The organism is Lysinibacillus sp. SGAir0095 (assembly GCF_005491425.1).
Taxonomy (GTDB): Bacteria; Bacillota; Bacilli; order Bacillales_A; family Planococcaceae; genus Ureibacillus.
Genome location: NZ_CP028083.1, coordinates 1,989,789 through 2,008,250, shown reverse-complemented (window position 1 = coordinate 2,008,250; position 18,462 = coordinate 1,989,789). Strand labels below are relative to the sequence as shown.

General features: G+C 34.4%; 23 protein-coding genes and 1 pseudogene. 10 read left to right on the top strand and 14 right to left on the bottom strand.

Annotated elements, in window-relative coordinates:
* Positions 1-48: 48 nt before the first annotated feature.
* The 7 genes from C1N55_RS09855 to fosM all read right to left on the bottom strand — a co-directional run bounded on the left by C1N55_RS09855 (position 49) and on the right by fosM (position 3,976).
* Positions 49-1,176 carry an MBL fold metallo-hydrolase gene (locus C1N55_RS09855; protein ID WP_137728664.1) on the bottom strand — a complete coding sequence of 376 codons (1,128 nt, stop codon included), beginning with the start codon at positions 1,174-1,176 and terminating at the stop codon, positions 49-51.
* Positions 1,177-1,269: 93 nt separating this feature from the next.
* On the bottom strand, positions 1,270-1,665 hold the full coding sequence (locus C1N55_RS09850) for a DsrE/DsrF/DrsH-like family protein (RefSeq protein ID WP_137728663.1): 396 nt from the start codon (positions 1,663-1,665) through the stop codon (positions 1,270-1,272).
* 21 nt (positions 1,666-1,686) lie between these two features.
* Entirely contained in the window at positions 1,687-2,247 is a 561-nt protein-coding gene (locus tag C1N55_RS09845; protein ID WP_137730609.1) for a sulfurtransferase TusA family protein, read from the bottom strand.
* Between the two features lie 65 nt (positions 2,248-2,312).
* Complete coding sequence (locus C1N55_RS09840; protein WP_137728662.1) at positions 2,313-2,609, bottom strand: rhodanese-like domain-containing protein; 297 nt, start codon at positions 2,607-2,609, stop codon at positions 2,313-2,315.
* 23 nt (positions 2,610-2,632) lie between these two features.
* Positions 2,633-2,980: a rhodanese-like domain-containing protein gene (locus tag C1N55_RS09835; protein WP_137728661.1), complete on the bottom strand. Its 348-nt coding sequence runs from the start codon at positions 2,978-2,980 to the stop codon at positions 2,633-2,635.
* 65 nt (positions 2,981-3,045) lie between these two features.
* Complete coding sequence (locus C1N55_RS09830; protein ID WP_137730608.1) at positions 3,046-3,339, bottom strand: metal-sensitive transcriptional regulator; 294 nt, start codon at positions 3,337-3,339, stop codon at positions 3,046-3,048.
* Between the two features lie 214 nt (positions 3,340-3,553).
* Positions 3,554-3,976, bottom strand: coding sequence for a FosM family fosfomycin resistance protein (gene fosM, locus C1N55_RS09825; RefSeq protein WP_137728660.1), 423 nt, complete (start codon positions 3,974-3,976; stop codon positions 3,554-3,556).
* A gap of 318 nt (positions 3,977-4,294) precedes the next feature.
* Here fosM and C1N55_RS20770 point away from each other — a divergent pair, with 318 nt between their 5' ends.
* On the top strand, positions 4,295-4,579 hold the full coding sequence (locus C1N55_RS20770) for a TolB-like translocation protein (RefSeq protein ID WP_240758430.1): 285 nt from the start codon (positions 4,295-4,297) through the stop codon (positions 4,577-4,579).
* Positions 4,580-4,795: 216 nt separating this feature from the next.
* Entirely contained in the window at positions 4,796-5,533 is a 738-nt protein-coding gene (locus tag C1N55_RS20765) for a hypothetical protein (protein ID WP_240758428.1), read from the top strand.
* Positions 5,534-5,602: 69 nt separating this feature from the next.
* On the opposite strand, the gene C1N55_RS09815 is transcribed toward C1N55_RS20765, so the two are convergent.
* Positions 5,603-6,055, bottom strand: coding sequence for a GNAT family N-acetyltransferase (locus tag C1N55_RS09815; RefSeq protein ID WP_137728659.1), 453 nt, complete (start codon positions 6,053-6,055; stop codon positions 5,603-5,605).
* Positions 6,056-6,623: 568 nt separating this feature from the next.
* Between C1N55_RS09815 and C1N55_RS09805 the strand changes: the two genes are divergently transcribed.
* From C1N55_RS09805 to C1N55_RS09795, 3 genes are read left to right on the top strand one after another with little or no spacing between them, the layout of a single operon-like run.
* Positions 6,624-7,526, top strand: coding sequence for a DoxX-like family protein (locus C1N55_RS09805; RefSeq protein ID WP_137728658.1), 903 nt, complete (start codon positions 6,624-6,626; stop codon positions 7,524-7,526).
* 6 nt (positions 7,527-7,532) lie between these two features.
* Positions 7,533-8,144, top strand: coding sequence for a DUF4166 domain-containing protein (locus C1N55_RS09800; RefSeq protein ID WP_137728657.1), 612 nt, complete (start codon positions 7,533-7,535; stop codon positions 8,142-8,144).
* Positions 8,134-9,741: a YndJ family protein gene (locus C1N55_RS09795; RefSeq protein WP_168193837.1), complete on the top strand. Its 1,608-nt coding sequence runs from the start codon at positions 8,134-8,136 to the stop codon at positions 9,739-9,741. Before C1N55_RS09800 ends, C1N55_RS09795 begins: the two co-directional genes overlap by 11 nt.
* Positions 9,742-9,942: 201 nt before the next feature.
* Here the strand turns inward: C1N55_RS09795 and C1N55_RS20520 are convergent, their stop codons facing one another.
* Positions 9,943-10,404: a hypothetical protein gene (locus C1N55_RS20520; protein WP_168193836.1), complete on the bottom strand. Its 462-nt coding sequence runs from the start codon at positions 10,402-10,404 to the stop codon at positions 9,943-9,945.
* A gap of 1 nt (position 10,405) precedes the next feature.
* Positions 10,406-11,194, bottom strand: coding sequence for a hypothetical protein (locus C1N55_RS20515; protein WP_168193835.1), 789 nt, complete (start codon positions 11,192-11,194; stop codon positions 10,406-10,408).
* Positions 11,195-11,568: 374 nt separating this feature from the next.
* Here C1N55_RS20515 and C1N55_RS09785 point away from each other — a divergent pair, with 374 nt between their 5' ends.
* Positions 11,569-12,105, top strand: a complete 537-nt coding sequence (locus C1N55_RS09785; RefSeq protein WP_137728655.1) for a CBO0543 family protein — start codon at positions 11,569-11,571, stop codon at positions 12,103-12,105.
* A 213-nt stretch (positions 12,106-12,318) separates the two neighbouring features.
* On the opposite strand, the gene C1N55_RS09780 is transcribed toward C1N55_RS09785, so the two are convergent.
* Entirely contained in the window at positions 12,319-12,795 is a 477-nt protein-coding gene (locus tag C1N55_RS09780) for a DinB family protein (protein ID WP_137730607.1), read from the bottom strand.
* Between the two features lie 90 nt (positions 12,796-12,885).
* On the opposite strand from C1N55_RS09780, the gene C1N55_RS09775 reads away from it, so the two are divergent.
* The gene (locus tag C1N55_RS09775) at positions 12,886-13,569 is read left to right on the top strand and encodes an ArsR/SmtB family transcription factor (RefSeq protein ID WP_137728654.1); all 684 of its coding nucleotides are present in this window, start codon (positions 12,886-12,888) and stop codon (positions 13,567-13,569) included.
* A gap of 88 nt (positions 13,570-13,657) precedes the next feature.
* On the opposite strand, the gene C1N55_RS09770 is transcribed toward C1N55_RS09775, so the two are convergent.
* The 3 genes from C1N55_RS09770 to C1N55_RS09760 form a co-directional block, all read right to left on the bottom strand.
* The gene (locus C1N55_RS09770) at positions 13,658-14,284 is read right to left on the bottom strand and encodes a hypothetical protein (protein WP_137728653.1); all 627 of its coding nucleotides are present in this window, start codon (positions 14,282-14,284) and stop codon (positions 13,658-13,660) included.
* 136 nt (positions 14,285-14,420) lie between these two features.
* The gene (locus tag C1N55_RS09765; protein ID WP_137728652.1) at positions 14,421-14,876 is read right to left on the bottom strand and encodes a DUF421 domain-containing protein; all 456 of its coding nucleotides are present in this window, start codon (positions 14,874-14,876) and stop codon (positions 14,421-14,423) included.
* Positions 14,877-15,256: 380 nt separating this feature from the next.
* On the bottom strand, positions 15,257-16,141 hold the full coding sequence (locus C1N55_RS09760; RefSeq protein WP_137728651.1) for a DMT family transporter: 885 nt from the start codon (positions 16,139-16,141) through the stop codon (positions 15,257-15,259).
* Between the two features lie 350 nt (positions 16,142-16,491).
* On the opposite strand from C1N55_RS09760, the gene C1N55_RS09755 reads away from it, so the two are divergent.
* The 3 genes and pseudogenes from C1N55_RS09755 to C1N55_RS09745 all read left to right on the top strand — a co-directional run bounded on the left by C1N55_RS09755 (position 16,492) and on the right by C1N55_RS09745 (position 18,454).
* Positions 16,492-17,361, top strand: a complete 870-nt coding sequence (locus C1N55_RS09755) for a LysR family transcriptional regulator (protein WP_137728650.1) — start codon at positions 16,492-16,494, stop codon at positions 17,359-17,361.
* 266 nt (positions 17,362-17,627) lie between these two features.
* Complete coding sequence (locus C1N55_RS09750; RefSeq protein ID WP_137728649.1) at positions 17,628-17,942, top strand: ArsR/SmtB family transcription factor; 315 nt, start codon at positions 17,628-17,630, stop codon at positions 17,940-17,942.
* An 82-nt stretch (positions 17,943-18,024) separates the two neighbouring features.
* Positions 18,025-18,454, top strand: a pseudogene (locus tag C1N55_RS09745) (DMT family transporter).
* Positions 18,455-18,462: the final 8 nt, after the last annotated feature.

The window sequence follows — 18,462 nt, the reverse complement described above, 5'->3', positions numbered from 1 at the left end:
AGTTTTTGAATACAAATCCTCTAAATCGAAATCTACCTTTTTTTTCCTTTATCGTACTGCACAACGGTTTGGACCGATTTCCATCTCCGTTTGTTCATCATTATCAGGTTTGATTTTCCCCATATTTACTTGTCGAATTTTTTCATATGCGTTCGGTTGCGGAGGTAAGTTATTTGTCACGGTATGACGGAATTCTTTTTCATTTTCAATCTTTAAACCGTGGTTCTCTGCAAATAAATCACCTAGGCGTTTGGCCACTGTACCATCTTCATTTAACTCATTGAGAATCATAAAGTGAGCGGGCAGCACAATTAGATCCCCTGCTAAATCATGGTAACGACGATAGAGAGTATCACGTAGATCGCCTACCCAATCCTCTGCAAGACCTGCTAAATCTGGTCGACCAATTGAATCGATGAATAATATGTCACCTGTTAATAAGTATTTGCTATCAATGATGAAGGATGTTGAACCAATTGTATGACCAGGTGAGTAAAGTGCGCCTACTTCAATTTGAGAGGCACCAATTTTCACTGTTAAACTATCTTCTAGAGGTGTGTAATCGAATATTACTTCTTCTGCATCTTTTTGTGGTAAATAATATTTGGCACCTGTTTCTTCCGCGATATAACGCCCTCCTGAGATGTGATCGGCATGCAAATGAGTATCAAAAACGTGTTTAATAACTACATTCTTTTCTTTTACAAAGTTTGCAAAAACTTCTTTGAAACGAACAGCATCAATAATAGCCGCTTCCCCTTCCGAAATGACCATATAGGAAAGACACCCTTTGCCAAGTCTTACAAATTGATAGAGCTCCCCACCACCTGTTAAATCTCCAACTTTAATTGGTTCTAGGTAAGAACTCCATGACTTCATGCCACCTTCAAGGTAAAACACGTCGCGTCCAGTCTCTGAAATCATTTCAGCGACCATAAGTGAAGAACCTTCTTTAGCACATACCACTAATACATCATTATTTGTTGGGAGTTTCGGTAATATTTCATCTACTCCATCCAATAAATCGAAATATGGAATATTTAAATAATCAAAGCTGTGTCCTTCGATTTTCCAATCTTCAAAAGATTCTTTGTTACGTACATCCAAGATGAATAACTCATGATTTTCTATTACTTTACGAGCTAATTGAGCTGCTGTTAGTTTAAAAACCGTCATATACAATTACCCCCAGTGGTATTATTTTAATGCTTTTTAGTGGAAGGGATTTCCCTTCCACTTTCCTTCCCTAATAAATTGATACTAATGGTATTAAAAAGTTAAAGTTGGTGCTGCATCTTTTGCAAATTCTAGGAATGTTACAGCGCCTCCTACTTCAATACCATCAATAAAGTCTTCTTTGGATAAGCCCATAACATCCATTGTCATTTGACATCCGATAAATTTAACACCCATTTCTTGAGCCATTTCAACTAACTCCGGAATACTTGGCACGTTTGCTTTAGCAAATCCCTCTGCAAAATGTTCTCGACCTTCCGGCATATGCAGTTGCTGCATACCCTGTTTATGGATTAAATTTAAACCTTCAAAGGTAAAGAAAATGGCTACCTCTTTTTCTGTTGCTGCTGCAGCTGTTGCGATATTAAATACTTTATATGCGTCAAAAAGACCACCGTTACTTGCGATAATTGCTACTTTATTAGACATAATAAAACTCCTCCAGTTAATTTATATTTTTTTTGATAGATCGCCGTTCCATGAACTTAACCCTGGTATGACGTTATAAACTTTCGTAAATCCTTTTTCATCTAGCTTTTGTGCAGCTAAATCACTGCGTGTACCTGTACGACAAATGACAAAAATTTCTTTGTCCTTTTCCAGCTCAATTATTCGATTTTCTAACTCACCCATTGGAATGGATAAAGAACCATGGATATGACCAAATGCATATTCAGCTTCTTCACGAACATCCAGAATTAGACCGCCGCTAGATGCGCGATTGATCATTTCTTCCATTGAAATAGTTTGTTGAAATGCTTTTTCTTCACTTTCTTCGTCACTACTTTTACGGATATAGTGAAGTAATACCTCATTCTCATCTATTGTTCCTATATATTGATGGCCAACACTTTCAGCCCATGCTTTTAAATCTGCCACTGAGCCTTTATCTGTTGCTTGTACTTCTAATATTTGACCATCCTTCAGATCGCTCATTGCTTTTTTTGTTTTCACAATTGGCATTGGACAAGACATACCTTTAGCGTCTAATTGTAAATGAGCTTTAATCATCATATGTTACAACTCCTTATACCTATAGGGGTATTATTTTGTTCAAAATTTTTTTGAGACAAAGTTTATTCAACTTTACCTTCCCAAGAAAGCATTCCACCAGTCATATTAGTTACGTCATACCCTAGACTCTCTAATTGTTTTGTTGCTTGGGCACTGCGTCCACCCGAACGACAAACTATAATATAAGGTATACTTTTATCTAGTTCATGTGTACGGAATTCAAGTACTCCAAGTGGAATATGTGTAATACCAGGAATATGACCTGCTTTCACCTCATCCACTTCACGGACATCGATTAGATTTAACTTTACACCATTTTCTATATAGTGTTGGACTTCTTTTGCACTAATTTCTTTCACAGATTAAATCCCCCTTAATTTTTTTAACCTCTCCAAGCACTCATGCCCCCACGGACATTCGTTACTTGTTCAAAACCTATTTTTTTTAATTGTTTACATGCTTGTGCACTACGCATCCCACTTTGACAAATTACAACTATTTCCTTGTCACTTGGGAGCTTCGATAAATCTGAACCTAAAGGAATGTTTTTAAACTGATGAATATTTCTGCCTTTATATTCAGCAGAAGTACGAACATCTACAAACACTTTATCCTTATCATTTAACATACCCTTAAGCGTATCGGTTGATATTGTTCTTATCCCTTTGGTTGGCTTCAAACGCCATGCGATAAATAAGATTGCCACTAATACTATAATCCATGTTTCCATTAAGTTCCTCCCAAATACCTTTAGGGGTATTTTTTATTTTAAAAATTAAAAGTCGATAACAGTTATTAACGACTTTTTACAAATAGATTGACAGCTTCCTGTACCGATTCATTTAATGCTTCTTTATCTCCGTTAGCGTTTTGGATACATTCAATTAAGTTTTGGCTAACAATCAAACCAATTGAACGATCCACACCTGAACGGACAGCTGAAAGTTGCGTGATTACATCCTTACAATCTTTCCCTTCGTCCATCATTTTCAAAATGCCTCGAAGTTGACCCTCCATCCGTTTCACTCGGTTTCTTACTTTGTCATCATATGAATTCAAGAAAATTGCCTCCTTCAGATATTGATTCATTGCTGATATACACATAATATACCCCTACAGGTATTATGTCAACGAATTTTGTTTTTACCTATGTTAAGGCTTTTAATAGTTTATTACTGACAGTAACAACTACATTTAGTCCTTACTCAAATGGATGATATCCTTACTATAAATTAGAATCCAATAAAAATAGACTACTTCGAAACAGTTCATATTTAGCCTATACAGTTGAAAAGAGATGATATTAATCAAAAAACTCCATATGTGTTTTTTCTAATTTGTAGTAAGCCAACCTATCTTGTAATGTACCCGTATGGAATTCAAATTTGTGACCATCTGGGTCTGTAAAATAAATTGATTTTTTATCTCTTTTATCTCTTTGACGACCTGATAATATATTTACATTTAATTTTTTTAGTTTCTCATACTGTTCTTCCAACTTATCCTCTTCTATTGAAAATGCTATATGAGTATAGGATTGGCTAATCTCGTTACGAGGTATATTTTTCTCTTCATTTAGTGCGAGCCATAACCCATTTAAATCAAAATAAGCGGTACTTCTACCTTTTACTAACAATTTTGCGTCAAATACTTTTTGATAAAACTCAATAGAAATTTCTAAATTAGACACTGAAAATAAGAAATGATTTATACTTTTTATCGACACTCTACCACCTCATTAGTATTTGTACAACTGCATAGAAAAATGACTTCTTTCTCTTGGTCATAAAATCTAAAACAAGTTCATGATTAAATTCAAAAAATACTTGTACATCCTTATATTAACATTAAAATACTCTGTAAATTTATGTATTCACTCCAAAAGTTCAGTTCAATTAAATGATCCTTCTATTTCAGTATTCCTTTTCTTTTATATGGAAGTGCTTCCATCTAAAATATAAAATAGCTAACAAAAGTGATTTCTATACATAAAAATGTTATTTCAATAGAAAATAAGAGCATGAGCAAGAAAGGAGACCTATCTATGAAACGAGCTTTCCTCCTAATATTAATCTTTATGGTTCTGTATCCGTCAGTCCCCGAAGCCGTTGTACAAAATGAAGTGAAAGCTGGGTTTATAAGGGGTGGAAATCTGTGGACTTTAATCGATGGCAAAGAGACGCAAGTAACCGATTCGAGTATGGTACTCTCTAGGCCGCAGTGGTCAAAAGATGGAACTATGCTGGTTTATCAAGTGGAGGCACCTTCTGAAATTTACAAAGGGGAAATGCAGTCGGAGGTATGGATCTACAATATTAAAACGAATTAAAAGAAGAAAATTTTTTTTGATGGCTATTCACCTAAATGGGCACCACATAAGAACGTTGTTGCTTTTAATGCCAAAGGGATTCTAGACATCTCTAATTTCGAGCGTTTCTACAACATTGCAACCGGAGTGAATGATTTTACTTGACTTCCAGATGGTAGTGGATTCCTTCTTTCTTCAGCTGGGACTCTGCGCCCAGATGGATGGTCAAGTGCTACTTTGTTCACAAAAAAAGTCGGCGATAACTATGAAGACATTGTTCTGTTTGGAGGGGTAGTTCCCTTTTTTACACTGCCAAGAGAAATTGGGACTTCCGATAAGAACATGTTAAACGCCATCCATGCCGAGCAACTATCCTATTCTCCAAATGGTCAGTGGATTTCTTTTGTTGTCTCTCCAACCGCCTCATGGTCAATGGATAGCAACATGGTTTGTGTTATTGACAAAGAAGGAAATAATTTCGAAGTTTTAGACGAAATGATTTTGCACGTAGGTGACCCTAAATGGGCACCCACAACTGATAAGATTGCCTATATCGCCGGTGGTGGACGAATTGTCTTTGGGTTTAAAAATAAAGATTTAAAACTAAAAGTGATGCCGGTTTCAGGAACATATACCCCTGACAATTACGCTGATCTCGATTTTAATTGGGTTACTGACGACTTATTGGTAACATCGAGAATAAAAGAACATGAATGGTCGAATGATTTTAGCAAGCACCCTCTTCCAGTGCTTTATACAATTAATATTGATACAGAAAAACAAACGAAAATAACCAATCCACCTACAGGGTTTGGAGATTATGCACCTCAATTCATCCCATCTATTAAGAAACTCGTTTGGTTAAGGGGAACTTCTATTACAGATACTAATAGAAACCTCTGGAAAGCCAATTCAGATGGCACTGAAGCGACGGAATGGGTACGCGATGTAGAAGAAATTGTATTTTATAAATAGCCCTAAAGACTTTCCTTATAGTAGAATTAATTTAGCTACTATAAGGAGATTTCATGCCATTTTGATGGCTTATAAGTCCTTTGATAAGCGGATCATATCTCTACACTGTATCCCGTTCTCAAAAATTTCTTCGGTATAATGCTTAATAAAAAAGTTAAAATCAACACCAACAATTCGAAACCCGCATTTTTGATATAAGGCTAATTGCCCAATACTTGAATTCCCAGTACCAATTTCAATAGTCTTGTAACCTTTTGTTTTTGCAAAATTGATTGCATCCAATACTAAGAATTTCCCAATCCCCCTACCTTGGTGCTCTACAGCAACTGCTACATTCACTAACTCCACTGTTTTAGGCCTTGTTGGTAATAATACATAAATTCCAACAACTTGGTTTCCACATTCGGCTATAAAACAATCGCCCCTATTGACATATTCCTCAACTATCTTTTTTGATGGGTCAGCCAATAACAACAGTTCATATGGAATTTTTTCACCCATTTCCAGTTCCCTAATAATCATTATTATTCATCCTTTATTAATAAGTTCAGAGTGAATCATTACATTGCAGTACATCTTCTATAGATACACTTTCTATATCCTTTATAAAACGAGGTATTTATAATAAGCAGGAAATTCTCGAATTATCGAATATAAATCTCTAACCTCAAAAATTTCTGCATGTGCAGAATATACTTGATCAAGACCAAGCTTCCACAACATCCGTATATAATAGATTCAACAAAAATTCCCATTTCCCTTTACTAGTGATATGCCACAATAGTACTTAAATGAATCCCTGCCTGATATGAATTTGGAATTTCATACCATCCTTTTTAGTTTTTTTGTATAATGAAGGCAGAATATTTCAATTTAGTAAATAAAAAAATTGAGGTGGAATAAGTGAAGGCTAAAAAAAGATTGAGTAAAACTAATCTAGCTTATTATGCTTTTTCAGTATTAGCATTAATCTTATTGGTATTTAATTATTACTTATTTGATTAGCAGGTATCGATGAAAACTCTATAAAACTAACAAATGTACTTGTAAGACTTAATTGTCAGCGGGTACGAAAGGAGGATTGAATAAAGTGAAAAGCAATCCGGTTTATGTCGAAATTGAAATTTATACCTCGATGGAGAAGCTATGGAGAGCAACTCAAACGCCTCATTTGCATGAACAGTGGGATGTTCGTTTCTCTTCAATTACATACTTACCTAAAGAAGAAAATGGACCCCAACATTTTTCATACAAACGAAATCTTGCATTCGGGCAAACCATAGAGGGCTGGGGAATTACCTCTGGCAGCCATGAAAGTAAAAAAGGAGCGAGAACATCTTCCTTACATTTCGGAACTGATAATGCTATCTCCCCTATTAAAGAAGGAAAAGGGTATTGGAAGTATATACCAAAAGAAAACTCCATTAAATTTTTAACTCAGTATGACTATGACGTGCCTTTTGGTAAATTCGGTCAAGTAATGGATCGATTGCTGTTTCGTCCTCTAATTGGCTGGGGGACAGCCCTTAGTTTCGATGTATTAAAACGATGGATGGAATATGGTGAAGCTCCAAGCACTCAATTTTTTCGTTTCTTTGTAAACTGTTTCCTGACTTTCCTTTTCTGCTTTATATGGATCTATCATGGACTCATTCCGAAGCTTATTTACATGCATCCAGAAGAAATTTTCATAGTGAAAAATTTAATTCCAATTTCTTATGATACGGCATATTTCATAGTGAAAGCCACCGGAATAGTCGAAGTCATTTTAGGCTTATTTTGGCTGTTATATAAAAAGAAAAGAAATCTATTTGCTATACAAATCATCATCTTTCCTATTCTTACCATAACGGCTGTAGTAGCAAATCCAAATGCATTGTTCCACCCCTTTAATCCTGTAACATTTAATTTGAGTCTATTGTTTATTTCACTAATAGGCTTTTTCATGAGCAAAAATGTCCCTTCTGCAACTACTTGTAAGAGAAAGAGATGAGAAATAATGTCAGTATTTAAAAAGGTATTGGATAAAGAGTTTTATAGGTTACACCAGATGTTGCAAAAGAGATATGAATTTTTAGATGATCGCCCCTTCCAGGCAGAAGGTGTGATGAAAAGAATAAAAGTGGGACCAAAATTTCTCTATCCATTATTTTGGCTTGGTATAAAAAGAAAACTACTTTTCCCTGAATACGGAACTAATATCCCCTTTAAACTATTGAATACACCTTTGGTTGGAGCAAACGGTGAAGAACAAATCCATTGGGAAAGAGTATTTTATTTTGGGGAGAAGACAAGATATTTTAATGCCCTTATGAGTTTTGATTCCAAAAGAAGGTTGATAAAAGATTATTTAGGGGAACCAAGTATTTTATATTCAGATTTAGTCTTTATTGTTTCTTCAGAGGGATTTTTGAAAATTGTATCCAGCAAACAAAGATTGGTTCTAGGAAATCTCGAATTACCTTTACCCAAAATATTTCAGGGCTTAGCAACGATTACTGAAAAATATTGCGAAGAAAAGGGCGTTTTTCAAATATCTGTGAATGTCAGGAATCCGTTAATTGGTCACATTTTCTCATATGAAGGAGAGTTCAATCCCATTGAGAAATAAAAGTCTAATCTTTTCGATTGTATTGTTTTTAGTTGCTGTATTTTTTGGACAAGATTCACCTTATCTATTAATGCTGACAGTTGCCCAAGTCGTCTATGTTCCTCTGACGTTAAAAATGATTGTGAGAAAGAACGATTGGTTCGAAAGATACTATTCTTATTTTTCCATGCCAGCTTATATTTCAGTGATTCTTTTACATCTGACAAATGTTTCGGTTTGGGATTATTTACTTGCAGCTATTTATTTGTTATTTACTTGTATCGTTGCTTCCTATGGGATAAGCCGCTTTTTAACAAGGGGTTTTGTTCTTTTTGAAGAATTTTGCATCGATATAGCTCTTTTAAACTTATCAATTGGTGGGATGTGGTTCTTTGCACATATCACCAACATGGATACAGGATTTTCATCGATTATTACTTGGTTGACTGCGATTCATTTTCATTATGCAGCATTTTTATTGCCCATCTTTGTAGGCTTGCTTGGTAGACTTTATAAGCCAACTTTCTACCCTTTAGCAGCTGGTATTATATTAATATCACCTATCATCCTGGCAATTGGCATTACTTTTTCTGTGTGGATCGAATGGCTGTCAGTTGTGTTCTATATTATAGGAATCTATACTTTTATCTTATTTTCTTTGCGAGTCCCGTTTAAGCAAAGATTGCAAAAAGGGCTGATTTTTTTATCATTCGGGTCTTTAGGCGTAACCATTTTATTTTCCTTTTTATATGCCTTTGGACGTCTGTCGAAGGATTATTCTATTAGTTTAAATTTCATGCTCCAATTCCACGGATTCTTCAATTGTGTTCTGTTTGCTTTATTAGGTGTTTTTGGATGGTCTATTTTAGTACCTCCGACAAAAGCAGAAAAAAGAATTTTCCCGGTTAGTAAAATACGAGGGACCATGGTTATTGGGGAAAGGATTCTTAATGAAATCAAGAATCAAGAAGCATCATGTTCTTATAGTGGATTAGTGGACGAGATGACCATCTATGAGCCCCATATCAATGTAAATTCGCTCGCCCCAGCAGTTCGTGATTTTTATGAGAATACACTAGATTATCGACTTTATGCTGAAATCAAATGGAAAAATTGGTTCAAGCCCTTTGCTGTCATCTATCGTTTATTCAGTTCATTTATTCAACAAATCAATTTACCTCTATCAGGTAAACAGATTGAAATGACTGGCGACATCATAAAGATCGACGAAGCTTTAGATGGTAGAAGCCGCCCAAGAGCTTGGGTACGAAAAATTAATGATAAAGTTACCTTCGTCGCTTTGTATTCATGGCACCGAACGAAAAATCATACCTTTATGAACATAGCTCTTCCACTTCCATGGTCATCGATGGTTGGGATCTTAGAATTGAAACAGATTGGTAATGAACTTCAAATATCTAGCAAAAAACAGCACGGAAATTTGGATACGGGTATCTATTTAGCCTGGAACAAGTACCTACTTGCATTGCCATTAGAAGAAACCTTTCATGTCAAGGAAACAGCCGATGGAAAACTTTATGCGCAACATAATATGTGGATTTTTTCCATTCCTTTTTTAAAAATCAACTACCTCATTACCAAAATACCTCATTGTTGAAAGTACTACCGAACAAAAAAGACGATTTCTTGAACAGAAGAATCGTCTTTTTTATATGCATCCTCACTTCTATCAGATTGTAATTGAAGGAATTTGACTCTTCAATGGTTGAAACTAATTTGTACTATGGTGTTATCATTTTTTATACTCGTATTTTCATTTCAGTGATTCAATTATATCCACCTATGAATTTAAAAATTATTAAGCTTCTAATTTAGCTACCCCTAAAGCTAAATGATCCCAAAGTAACTGTTCCACTTTCTCAACAAGGTCATTGGGGCAATTGATTATTAAAACTACTTCTGAATACTTTCCCCTTTTCAGCCTTTTTCTTTTATGAATTACTTTATAAAAAATATAATCAATCATAAAACCAATTATAAATCCAGTTGCTCCACCTATTACTCCCCAAAAAATCGGACCCCATTCTAGGACAAATCCAATACTTGCCCCAATAACCGAAAAGGCAGTTCCGATAGCTGCCCCCTTATCAAACAAACTGATGCCATCAGCTCGATGAAGTGTATCAAATAATCTTCTTTCTTCGACTCGGTTCATAAGCGGTACAGCAAGAATATTGTTTTTTTGAATACCTATTTTCTCTATAGCCGTAATCGCTAACTCAAGATATGTTGAATGCTCGAAGGTAGAAAAAACTTGCAATTTACTTCACCTCATCAGATGCTGATAGTTGTATTCGATATTGTTGATAGTTCTTCTGAAGAAATTTTCGTTGCTCACTTTCGAACAGCTTATTGTTCTCCACTGTATTAATGTAAGCATCATAAACGCCAAAACCTATGAGCGATGGAAGAAACATATACCACTGCGGGTTTAAAGCTTTTGTCGCTTGTACAAAATCTCCTAGGAAGAGGCTATGAACAGCGATAAGAACATTGGAAAAGTACACAAAAACAATCATTGAAGTCACCAAAAAAATAGCTGTGACTACTCGGTGAATATATAGTTGACCCAATCCTGGTGTAAATAGGGACCATAATATCGCCATCAGCGGTCTTCTTTTATCCAAATAATTGATCTCCAAAGCACCCATAATGTAAGTGTTAAAGTTGGCATTTTCTCGTTCTGCTAGAATAAAAATTTTGTTCATATCCACAGAGGTTCGATAACTATCCCAAATGGCAAAAATATAGACAGGTAGATACAAAAGTAGCCATCTGGGTTCTAGTATCGCTTTCGCCATATGAATATCTCCATTAAAAGAATACACAATTGCGTGATTAATATGAGACATATTATTTACAAGAATCTCCCATATACAGAGGGAATATCCTCTAAGATATTTGGATAAGAGGAGATGACCAAAACCAGGGAATGCAGCAGACCACCAAGCAATAATATAAGGATTCCTTAAGTGCAGTTGAGTTGTTCCAATCGCACTTACATGGGCTTTAAATCTTCTAGTGGAATTATCATTGGTATAATTGTGCATTTACATCTTCTGCTCCCTCTGGAAACTAAAAAAGTGTATATTTAACCATACTTTTCTTAAATTATTATGTGTCCGTTAACACGCTTCCATACATTTGGAGCAGCTCCTTTTAGCTTGATCCTTTACTACGAGTAAAGGATAGACGTTTAATTACTTCTATTTTTGGAGAGTGATGTAATAGGTGAAATATGTTACTTTCTGAACAGTCACCACTATAATTTTTTAGTATACATTTGGTTAATTGTACACAGCTTATAGTGGAACATAACGGATTTTGAAAAAATAATATTTGTTCTATTCTGCTTCTATCATAGGTGGGCATCAAATTAGTCAATCGTATATCGACATTAATTTCAATATGGGAGAATTTTAATATGCTAACCAGTTGGCAAGAGTTAAATAAGTTAAGACGAGAGTTCAGAGACACTCAAATTGAATTTTGGTTAAATGAAACTTTATTCACATTCAGTTGGTGGGTTCTGTTAGTTACATCGATTGCCCTTTTTATTGTTTGGGTTATTCTTTTAGACAAAAAGAGAATTTTCGAAATTCTTACATATGGATTTATGATTTCTACTTTAACGATATTACTGGATTCGATTGGTGTTTTCTTAATGCTATGGAGCTATAAACACACGTTAACACCTTTCCCTATAATTATTGAAGTTCACTTTATACAAATGCCAATTATTTATATGATTGTTTATCAGTATTTTAAAACCTGGAAACCTTTTTTAATCGCTGTCACAATAGTTGCGATAGTTTTCGCTTTCATTTTGGAACCATTGTTGGTGTGGTTACAAATATATCAACTATATCAATGGAAACATATCTATTCATTTTTACCATATTTCATGATTGCAGTGGTCTTTAAGTACGTTATGAATAAATTCAAACAGACTTATGGATAGGGATTCACTTTTATACGTGAATTATATATCATTCCAATTAATGAGTTGAAATTTAAGACATAGACAAATAAAAAGCCTCCTGAAATAGATTTAGGAGGCTTAGAAGTCTTCATAAAATCCTAATATGATTTTTGATAATTTATCAGATATGAAGATATTAATCCTATTTCGAATGAAAGTGCGCAAACATATTTTTCTATTAATTTTACATTCTCAATCCCATATAAGAGGACGTTCTACTCCCATTGTTCTCATATAGTCTAATAACTGGCCAGCATGTACAGATTCATGATAAGCGATTCGTAAAAGCATATCCCCAAGCGTTCTAATATAGCCGATATCGGAACGGTCAATTTTAATATTCTCTAATTCATCTACATTTAGCGATTTAATGTAATTTATAAAATCTTCTCGACCAGTTTTAGCTAGTTCAAGTTCAGCCTCTATCGTAGTAAATTCTTTGTTTTCGAATGGAGTAGATAAATCGGACAATGTTTTAGTACCTCCTTCAATTAGAATTTGATGATATAGAAACTCACTTTCTAACACATGCCTTATCATTTCAGCACAAGTTAAAGCCTCTTGATCAGGTTTCCAAGTTAACAACTGATTGGGTATTGCCTTCCAAACTTTTATACTTCTACGTCTTACCTCTTCAATATTAAGTATTATTAACGCATTCACATTCATCATTCTATCCCCTCTCAAATTAGATAATAGAATAGTAGCATATGAAAACTTCGGTTATAATCGAACTATAAATGTTTAAGGGGGATGACAATGGGAAGTAGACCGGATTTTTCATATGTCGCGAAACTAATGGCAGACTCATCTAGAGCTGCAATGTTGGAAGCTCTACTAGGCCTTGACGGACTTCCAGCGAATGAATTAGCTAGGAAAGCAAGTATTACACTACAAACAGCGAGTGGGCATCTATCGAAGTTGGTTGAAGGTGAACTCGTTCGGGTGGAAAAACACGGGAGACATCGTTACTATCGCCTAGCAAATTCTAATGTTGCTCAAGCAATTGAGACATTGACAGTTATTGCTCCTCCTCCACAGATAAAATCATTAAAGGATTCATCAAGAGCTGAGAAAATTAAAATTGCTCGAACTTGTTACGATCATTTAGCTGGGCAACTAGGAGTCGCTTTAACAAATGCTTTTGTTGAGAGAGGGTATCTAATCGAAGATCAAGTTGATTTTAAAGTAACAGATATTGGAGAGCAGTTCTTCAATGATTTCGAAATTAATCTTGATTCGTTGCGAACAAAGCGAAGACATTTTGCTAGAAAGTGCCTTGATTGGAGCGAAAGACGCTATCATCTAGCAGGTTCTTTAGGACAAGCAGTTTTAATACGTCTGCTAGAACTTCATTGGATCGAAAAGCTACCTGACAGAGCTGTAAGAGTTACCGAATTAGGGAAAAAGCAATTACATGAAATTTTAGGTATCTACATTTGAACAATACTAATTTTTATTAAAGGGGGATACCCCCTATGCGAATGGATTTTTTCCCTACGAAAAGAATGATAAAAGTTCTACTTTTAAATTAATAAGCTAGTATTTGACGAATCCAATCTTTTATAAAAATCACTTTTTGCATTTCTGTAATATTTAAAGGTAGTGTTAGCGATTGTAAGTTTTCTGGCAATAAATGTATTTTACATCTAATTTCATAATTATCTTCTGATTCATTATCAATAAAAAATAAGTAACGGCCAGCTAGAGCTTCTCGATAAACAGCTGAAAATTCTATTGTTTTGTATACAAGTGTTGAATACTCTTTTCCATCAAGCTGTACTTCATAATGACCACGAATATTGAAATCACAACGTATGTGTTTACTTTTAAGTTTATGCAACTCGTTTTCAAACTCTATTAACTGAATGGGTTCAATATTAAAAAGATCAATATAATAACCATGATTGTTATGAAAAATTGAATTTGCATCATAGGATTCAAAGTTAATATCGATTAAGTTTTCATTTTCCCTTTTACCTCCAGCTAACGATAAATCCTTTATTAACTTTTGAATCGCCTTATAATCTAAATGACATCCATAACTCAAAATCTTCAGCTGCTTACTTTGCTTGCTCGCAAAATTCAACATTGCCTTGCTATCAACTAAATCCCACCCATATTTACGATGATATTGAATATGCATATTATGGCTCAAAGAAACTTAACCCCTTTTAAAATAAGACTTTAATAAAATGAATTCCTTTATCAACTACAAAAAGCTACTTTTCTTTTATAAAAATTGCACCATTTTGTTTCAAAATATATAATATTCCTTTTAAGACGGTGTAGTATTATCCCTCTTTTGGTTTCACTGATATATCTCCGTTAAATTCTAGATAGCATAGTTCTATATTCTCTAGTAAAAAAAAGCCTTTTAATCGTAAAAGTGCCAGTAGCTCATCTTCTGAAAGTCGTACCTTTTTTAAGGCCTTCTCAACGATTTCCCCGTCTTCGATAAGGAGAAGGGGTTCTCCGATTATGATTTTTTCTGCTCTTTTTGACTTACTAGTAATTAAATCAAATAGATAGATCATCGCCACTAATAAAATAATTAACACGAACGTAAACCATAAAGGAAAATCCTGGCTAATCGTCACATCCCAGCCAATACTTGTCAAAAGTACCATAAACGCAAAGTCAATCGGGGTCGATTGGTTTAATTCTTTACTTCCCATCAAACGAAAAACGATAAACATCAAGAATAAAACTAGCGGAAATTCAACTAAAATCTGACTCATTTCTTCCATATGGTTCTCCTCTTAAATGAAGTGGTTTTCCACTTCAACTTCGTCTTTTTCTGTATCTATTCCTCCTTGTTTTCTTTTTCAAACAAATCCTACGTATTTTGTACTAAATGTGAAAGTATATGAAAAACATTTAATCATTCGTCATTATCTTTACTCTCAACCATTTGTTAAATTATAACATTAAAGCTAATAATGAAAGGTTTTATGACCACTATAGAAACAAAAGATAAAATAAATAAGCACCTATCACTAAATAATAGGAATTATAAAATCTATATCATTAATAGAAGCAGCAAAGAATAAATAGAAACTTTCTGACTGAATCCATATTTTCGGGATATTATTCATTGAAAAACTTGATTTAGAGTAATATACGTCACTCAATTTTCACCAATGTTTTCCTTCATTATATTTTTCGACCGAAACAATTCCCCAAATGCTGCACCTCCTAAGATCAACACAGCCCCAGTTATTTGCACAAAACCTAATTTTTCTCCTAAAATGCAAGCTGAAAAAATTAATGCCGAAAGAGGTTCCAAATATCCTAGAATAGAGACTGACTGTACCGGCAGACCACCAATAGAGGAAAAATATAAATAACAACCAATGCCAGTATTTATAACTCCCAATATGAGTATTGGTATCAAATTTCCTTCCAGAATACTAACTGAAATTCCTTGCTTTAGGATCATAAAAATAGCAACCGTCAGAAAGCTAATAACTAACTGGCAAGTGGCATTTTCAACACCTGTTATGCTTATAGCCTTTTTGTTAAAAATAACCATTACGACATACATCAATGCCGCCAACATACCGTAAATCAAACCCCAAGAGATTTCCCCTTGAGTAAAAGCGTTCCAGTTTACACAGAGCATCCCAATAATTACCGAAACAAATCCAAGTAATTTAGCACTTGTCATTTTTTCTCTAAATAGAATTGGTGAGAGAATCATGACGATTACAGGCCCGCAATAATAGGCCAGAGTAGCGATACTTACACCAATTTCGGCGTATGCTTCAAATAAAAATAACCAACTTGCTCCCATCGCCACCCCTGATATCACCAAATACAAAATGTGCAATTTATTTTTCCAAAAATGTACTTTCTGCTTAGCGAGTAAAAATACAAAAATCAAAAATATACTACCGATCAACGTTCTTAAATAAACGATTTCATAACTGTCCAAAAGTATGTAACTTGCAACAATTCCATTTGACCCAAATAGGAGCAATGCGATTACATATTTTATATAACTATTGTTCAACTTTAATCACCTTATTTCTATAATAATTTAAATTCTATTAACAATCGTAAATAGCTTTGTATAAAAATGGTTTTATGGGGTAATTACAAATTATTAAAACTTTTTCTATTTGTAATTTCATAGGAAAAGCAGTTTTACAACATTCATATTCTATTTTTTATTTATTTCGATACAATCCACCATTGAAAATTGTTTATCAGAATTCATTCGCTTACATGTAGCCTCTTTATAGATCCCTCCCTTTCAAACTTGATTTTTTTATATCAATAGAATAGCATTTTCATTAGCATTACAAAATGGAATGTTTCTCATGTTAGATATGACAAAAAGGAATGTTAAGGAGGATTTTTTTGAACATCCAGAAATATATGGCGTTTGTCAAAGCCGTAGAATATGGAAGCTTTACTAGAGCAGCTGATGCATTAAACTATACTCAGTCAGGAGTCAGCCGTATGATTCATGATTTAGAAGTAGATTGGGGGATTTCTCTTTTCGAAAGAGGACGTGCTGGCATCAGTTTAACCTCTGATGGCTTAAAATTATTGCCCCACTTAAAGCGGATCTGTAATGAGCATGATAATTTAATGATGCAGGTACAGGACTTACACGATATGCAATCTGGAATGATTCGTATTGGAACATTTTCAAGCGTGGCAACTCATTGGCTTCCTAATATAATTAAATTCTTTAAGAAGGATTATCCTAATATCGATTTTGAATTGCTGTTAGGTGATTATACAGAGATTGAAAATTGGATTATCGAAGGACGTGTTGACTTTGGATTTTTGCGGCTTCCAACTAATGGAGAATTTGAAACAATCTTTATGGAGCAAGACCGTTTGATGGTAGTACTACCTCTAGATCATCCACTTGCAAATTGCAAGAAGTTTCCAATTGCCGAATTATTGAACAGTCCTTTCATGCTTTTAGAAAAAGGGGCCAAAACAGAAATATCTGAAATTTTTGACAAGCACCAGATTTCACCCTTAGTACATTTTACAACATGGGATGACTATGCCATTATGTCTATGGTGGAAAATGGGCTAGGAATCAGTATTTTGCCTGAATTGATTTTAAACCGTATTCCTTACCAAATTACAGCGAAAGAGCTTGAAGTTCCTGCTTTTCGAAATATTGGTATAGCTATGCGTGAACAAAAATCACTATCACTTGCTGCCAAAAGGTTTTTAGACTATGTATCCTTTAGAAAGAATGCATGAAAAAGCTATTAAATCACATTTTATTTATTTGGCTACGTAAAAAGCAACCCACATTTTTGTGAGTTGCTTTCCTTGTTGAGTACTTAATAAAAATTAATTTAAAATGGTAATATGCTCCTCAAGACGCTCCCATATTTCTGTTTCCCCCTTTACTCTCTGCTTGCTCCACGAGTTTCTTTTCGTTACTTGAAATAGCCCACCTATTTTTTATGTAATTTTCGCAACTAACTTGACATATCGAGAAATCTAGATATACAATTACACCCATGGAACCTATTGATGTATTCAAAGCGTTATCGAACGAAACAAGACTCAATATCCTAGAGTGGTTAAAGGAACCCGAGAAGCATTTCCCCAAACAAGGCGCTCACCTTCCAAAGGAGGTAAGTTACAAAGGTGGCGTATGTGTTGGGGATATTCAAGAAAAAGCCAAAGTTTCTCAATCAACGGTTTCTAGCTACTTAAATATGATGCAAAAAGCTGGTCTACTTGAATCAATTCGTCACGGGCAGTGGACATATTATAGACGTAATGAAGAATTCATTCAGCAGCTAGCTAAATACTTCAAAACAGAAATCTAAATTTATGTTGATTTCTGTTTTTTTACCAATATGTATATCTATTTTTCTAGATATATAATTATTTGAAAAAGGAGATATTTATATGCGATTAATAGCTTATTTACTAGCCTTATTAGCTGGAGCAGCGCTTAGCTTTGAGGGAGCTATCTATGCTGAATTAGGTAAATCAATTGGACAAATCGAAACAAGTTTTTATAACTTCATTATGGGTTCTATCATAATGGGGCTATTGTGGATATTTTTTGGAAAAGGAAAACTTTCTCATGTACTTGAAGCGCGCAAAATGGTCATTACTTGGGGGGCTCTTGGGTGTTGTTTATTTAACTTCCATTGTTATTAGTGTCCCTTTCGTAGGAGTCGCCATAACAATGGTTGCTGTCATTATCGGGCAGCTAGTAATGAGCATGATTATTGAACACTTTGGATGGCTATGTAGTAAAAAAACGCGAATTAATAAAGAGAAGATTATCGCAGTAGTCTCAATGATTATCGCTCTAATATTAATTAACTAGGAGGTTTA

Excerpts from the sequence above, each read along its gene's own strand:
- C1N55_RS09830 (WP_137730608.1), bottom strand. The coding sequence starts at position 3,339 with ATGAATCAATATCTGAAGGAGGCAATTTTCTTGAATTCATATGATGAC.
- C1N55_RS09775 (WP_137728654.1), top strand. The coding sequence starts at position 12,886 with ATGGGAAGTAGACCGGATTTTTCATATGTCGCGAAACTAATGGCAGAC.
- C1N55_RS09750 (WP_137728649.1), top strand. The coding sequence starts at position 17,628 with ATGGAACCTATTGATGTATTCAAAGCGTTATCGAACGAAACAAGACTC.
- C1N55_RS09800 (WP_137728657.1), top strand. The coding sequence starts at position 7,533 with ATGTCAGTATTTAAAAAGGTATTGGATAAAGAGTTTTATAGGTTACAC.
- C1N55_RS09835 (WP_137728661.1), bottom strand. The coding sequence starts at position 2,980 with ATGGAAACATGGATTATAGTATTAGTGGCAATCTTATTTATCGCATGG.
- C1N55_RS09780 (WP_137730607.1), bottom strand. The coding sequence starts at position 12,795 with ATGAATGTGAATGCGTTAATAATACTTAATATTGAAGAGGTAAGACGT.
- C1N55_RS09785 (WP_137728655.1), top strand. The coding sequence starts at position 11,569 with ATGCTAACCAGTTGGCAAGAGTTAAATAAGTTAAGACGAGAGTTCAGA.
- C1N55_RS20770 (WP_240758430.1), top strand. The coding sequence starts at position 4,295 with ATGAAACGAGCTTTCCTCCTAATATTAATCTTTATGGTTCTGTATCCG.
- C1N55_RS09815 (WP_137728659.1), bottom strand. The coding sequence starts at position 6,055 with ATGATTATTAGGGAACTGGAAATGGGTGAAAAAATTCCATATGAACTG.
- C1N55_RS09765 (WP_137728652.1), bottom strand. The coding sequence starts at position 14,876 with ATGGAAGAAATGAGTCAGATTTTAGTTGAATTTCCGCTAGTTTTATTC.
- C1N55_RS09855 (WP_137728664.1), bottom strand. The coding sequence starts at position 1,176 with ATGACGGTTTTTAAACTAACAGCAGCTCAATTAGCTCGTAAAGTAATA.
- C1N55_RS20515 (WP_168193835.1), bottom strand. The coding sequence starts at position 11,194 with ATGCACAATTATACCAATGATAATTCCACTAGAAGATTTAAAGCCCAT.
- C1N55_RS09845 (WP_137730609.1), bottom strand. The coding sequence starts at position 2,247 with ATGATTAAAGCTCATTTACAATTAGACGCTAAAGGTATGTCTTGTCCA.
- C1N55_RS09850 (WP_137728663.1), bottom strand. The coding sequence starts at position 1,665 with ATGTCTAATAAAGTAGCAATTATCGCAAGTAACGGTGGTCTTTTTGAC.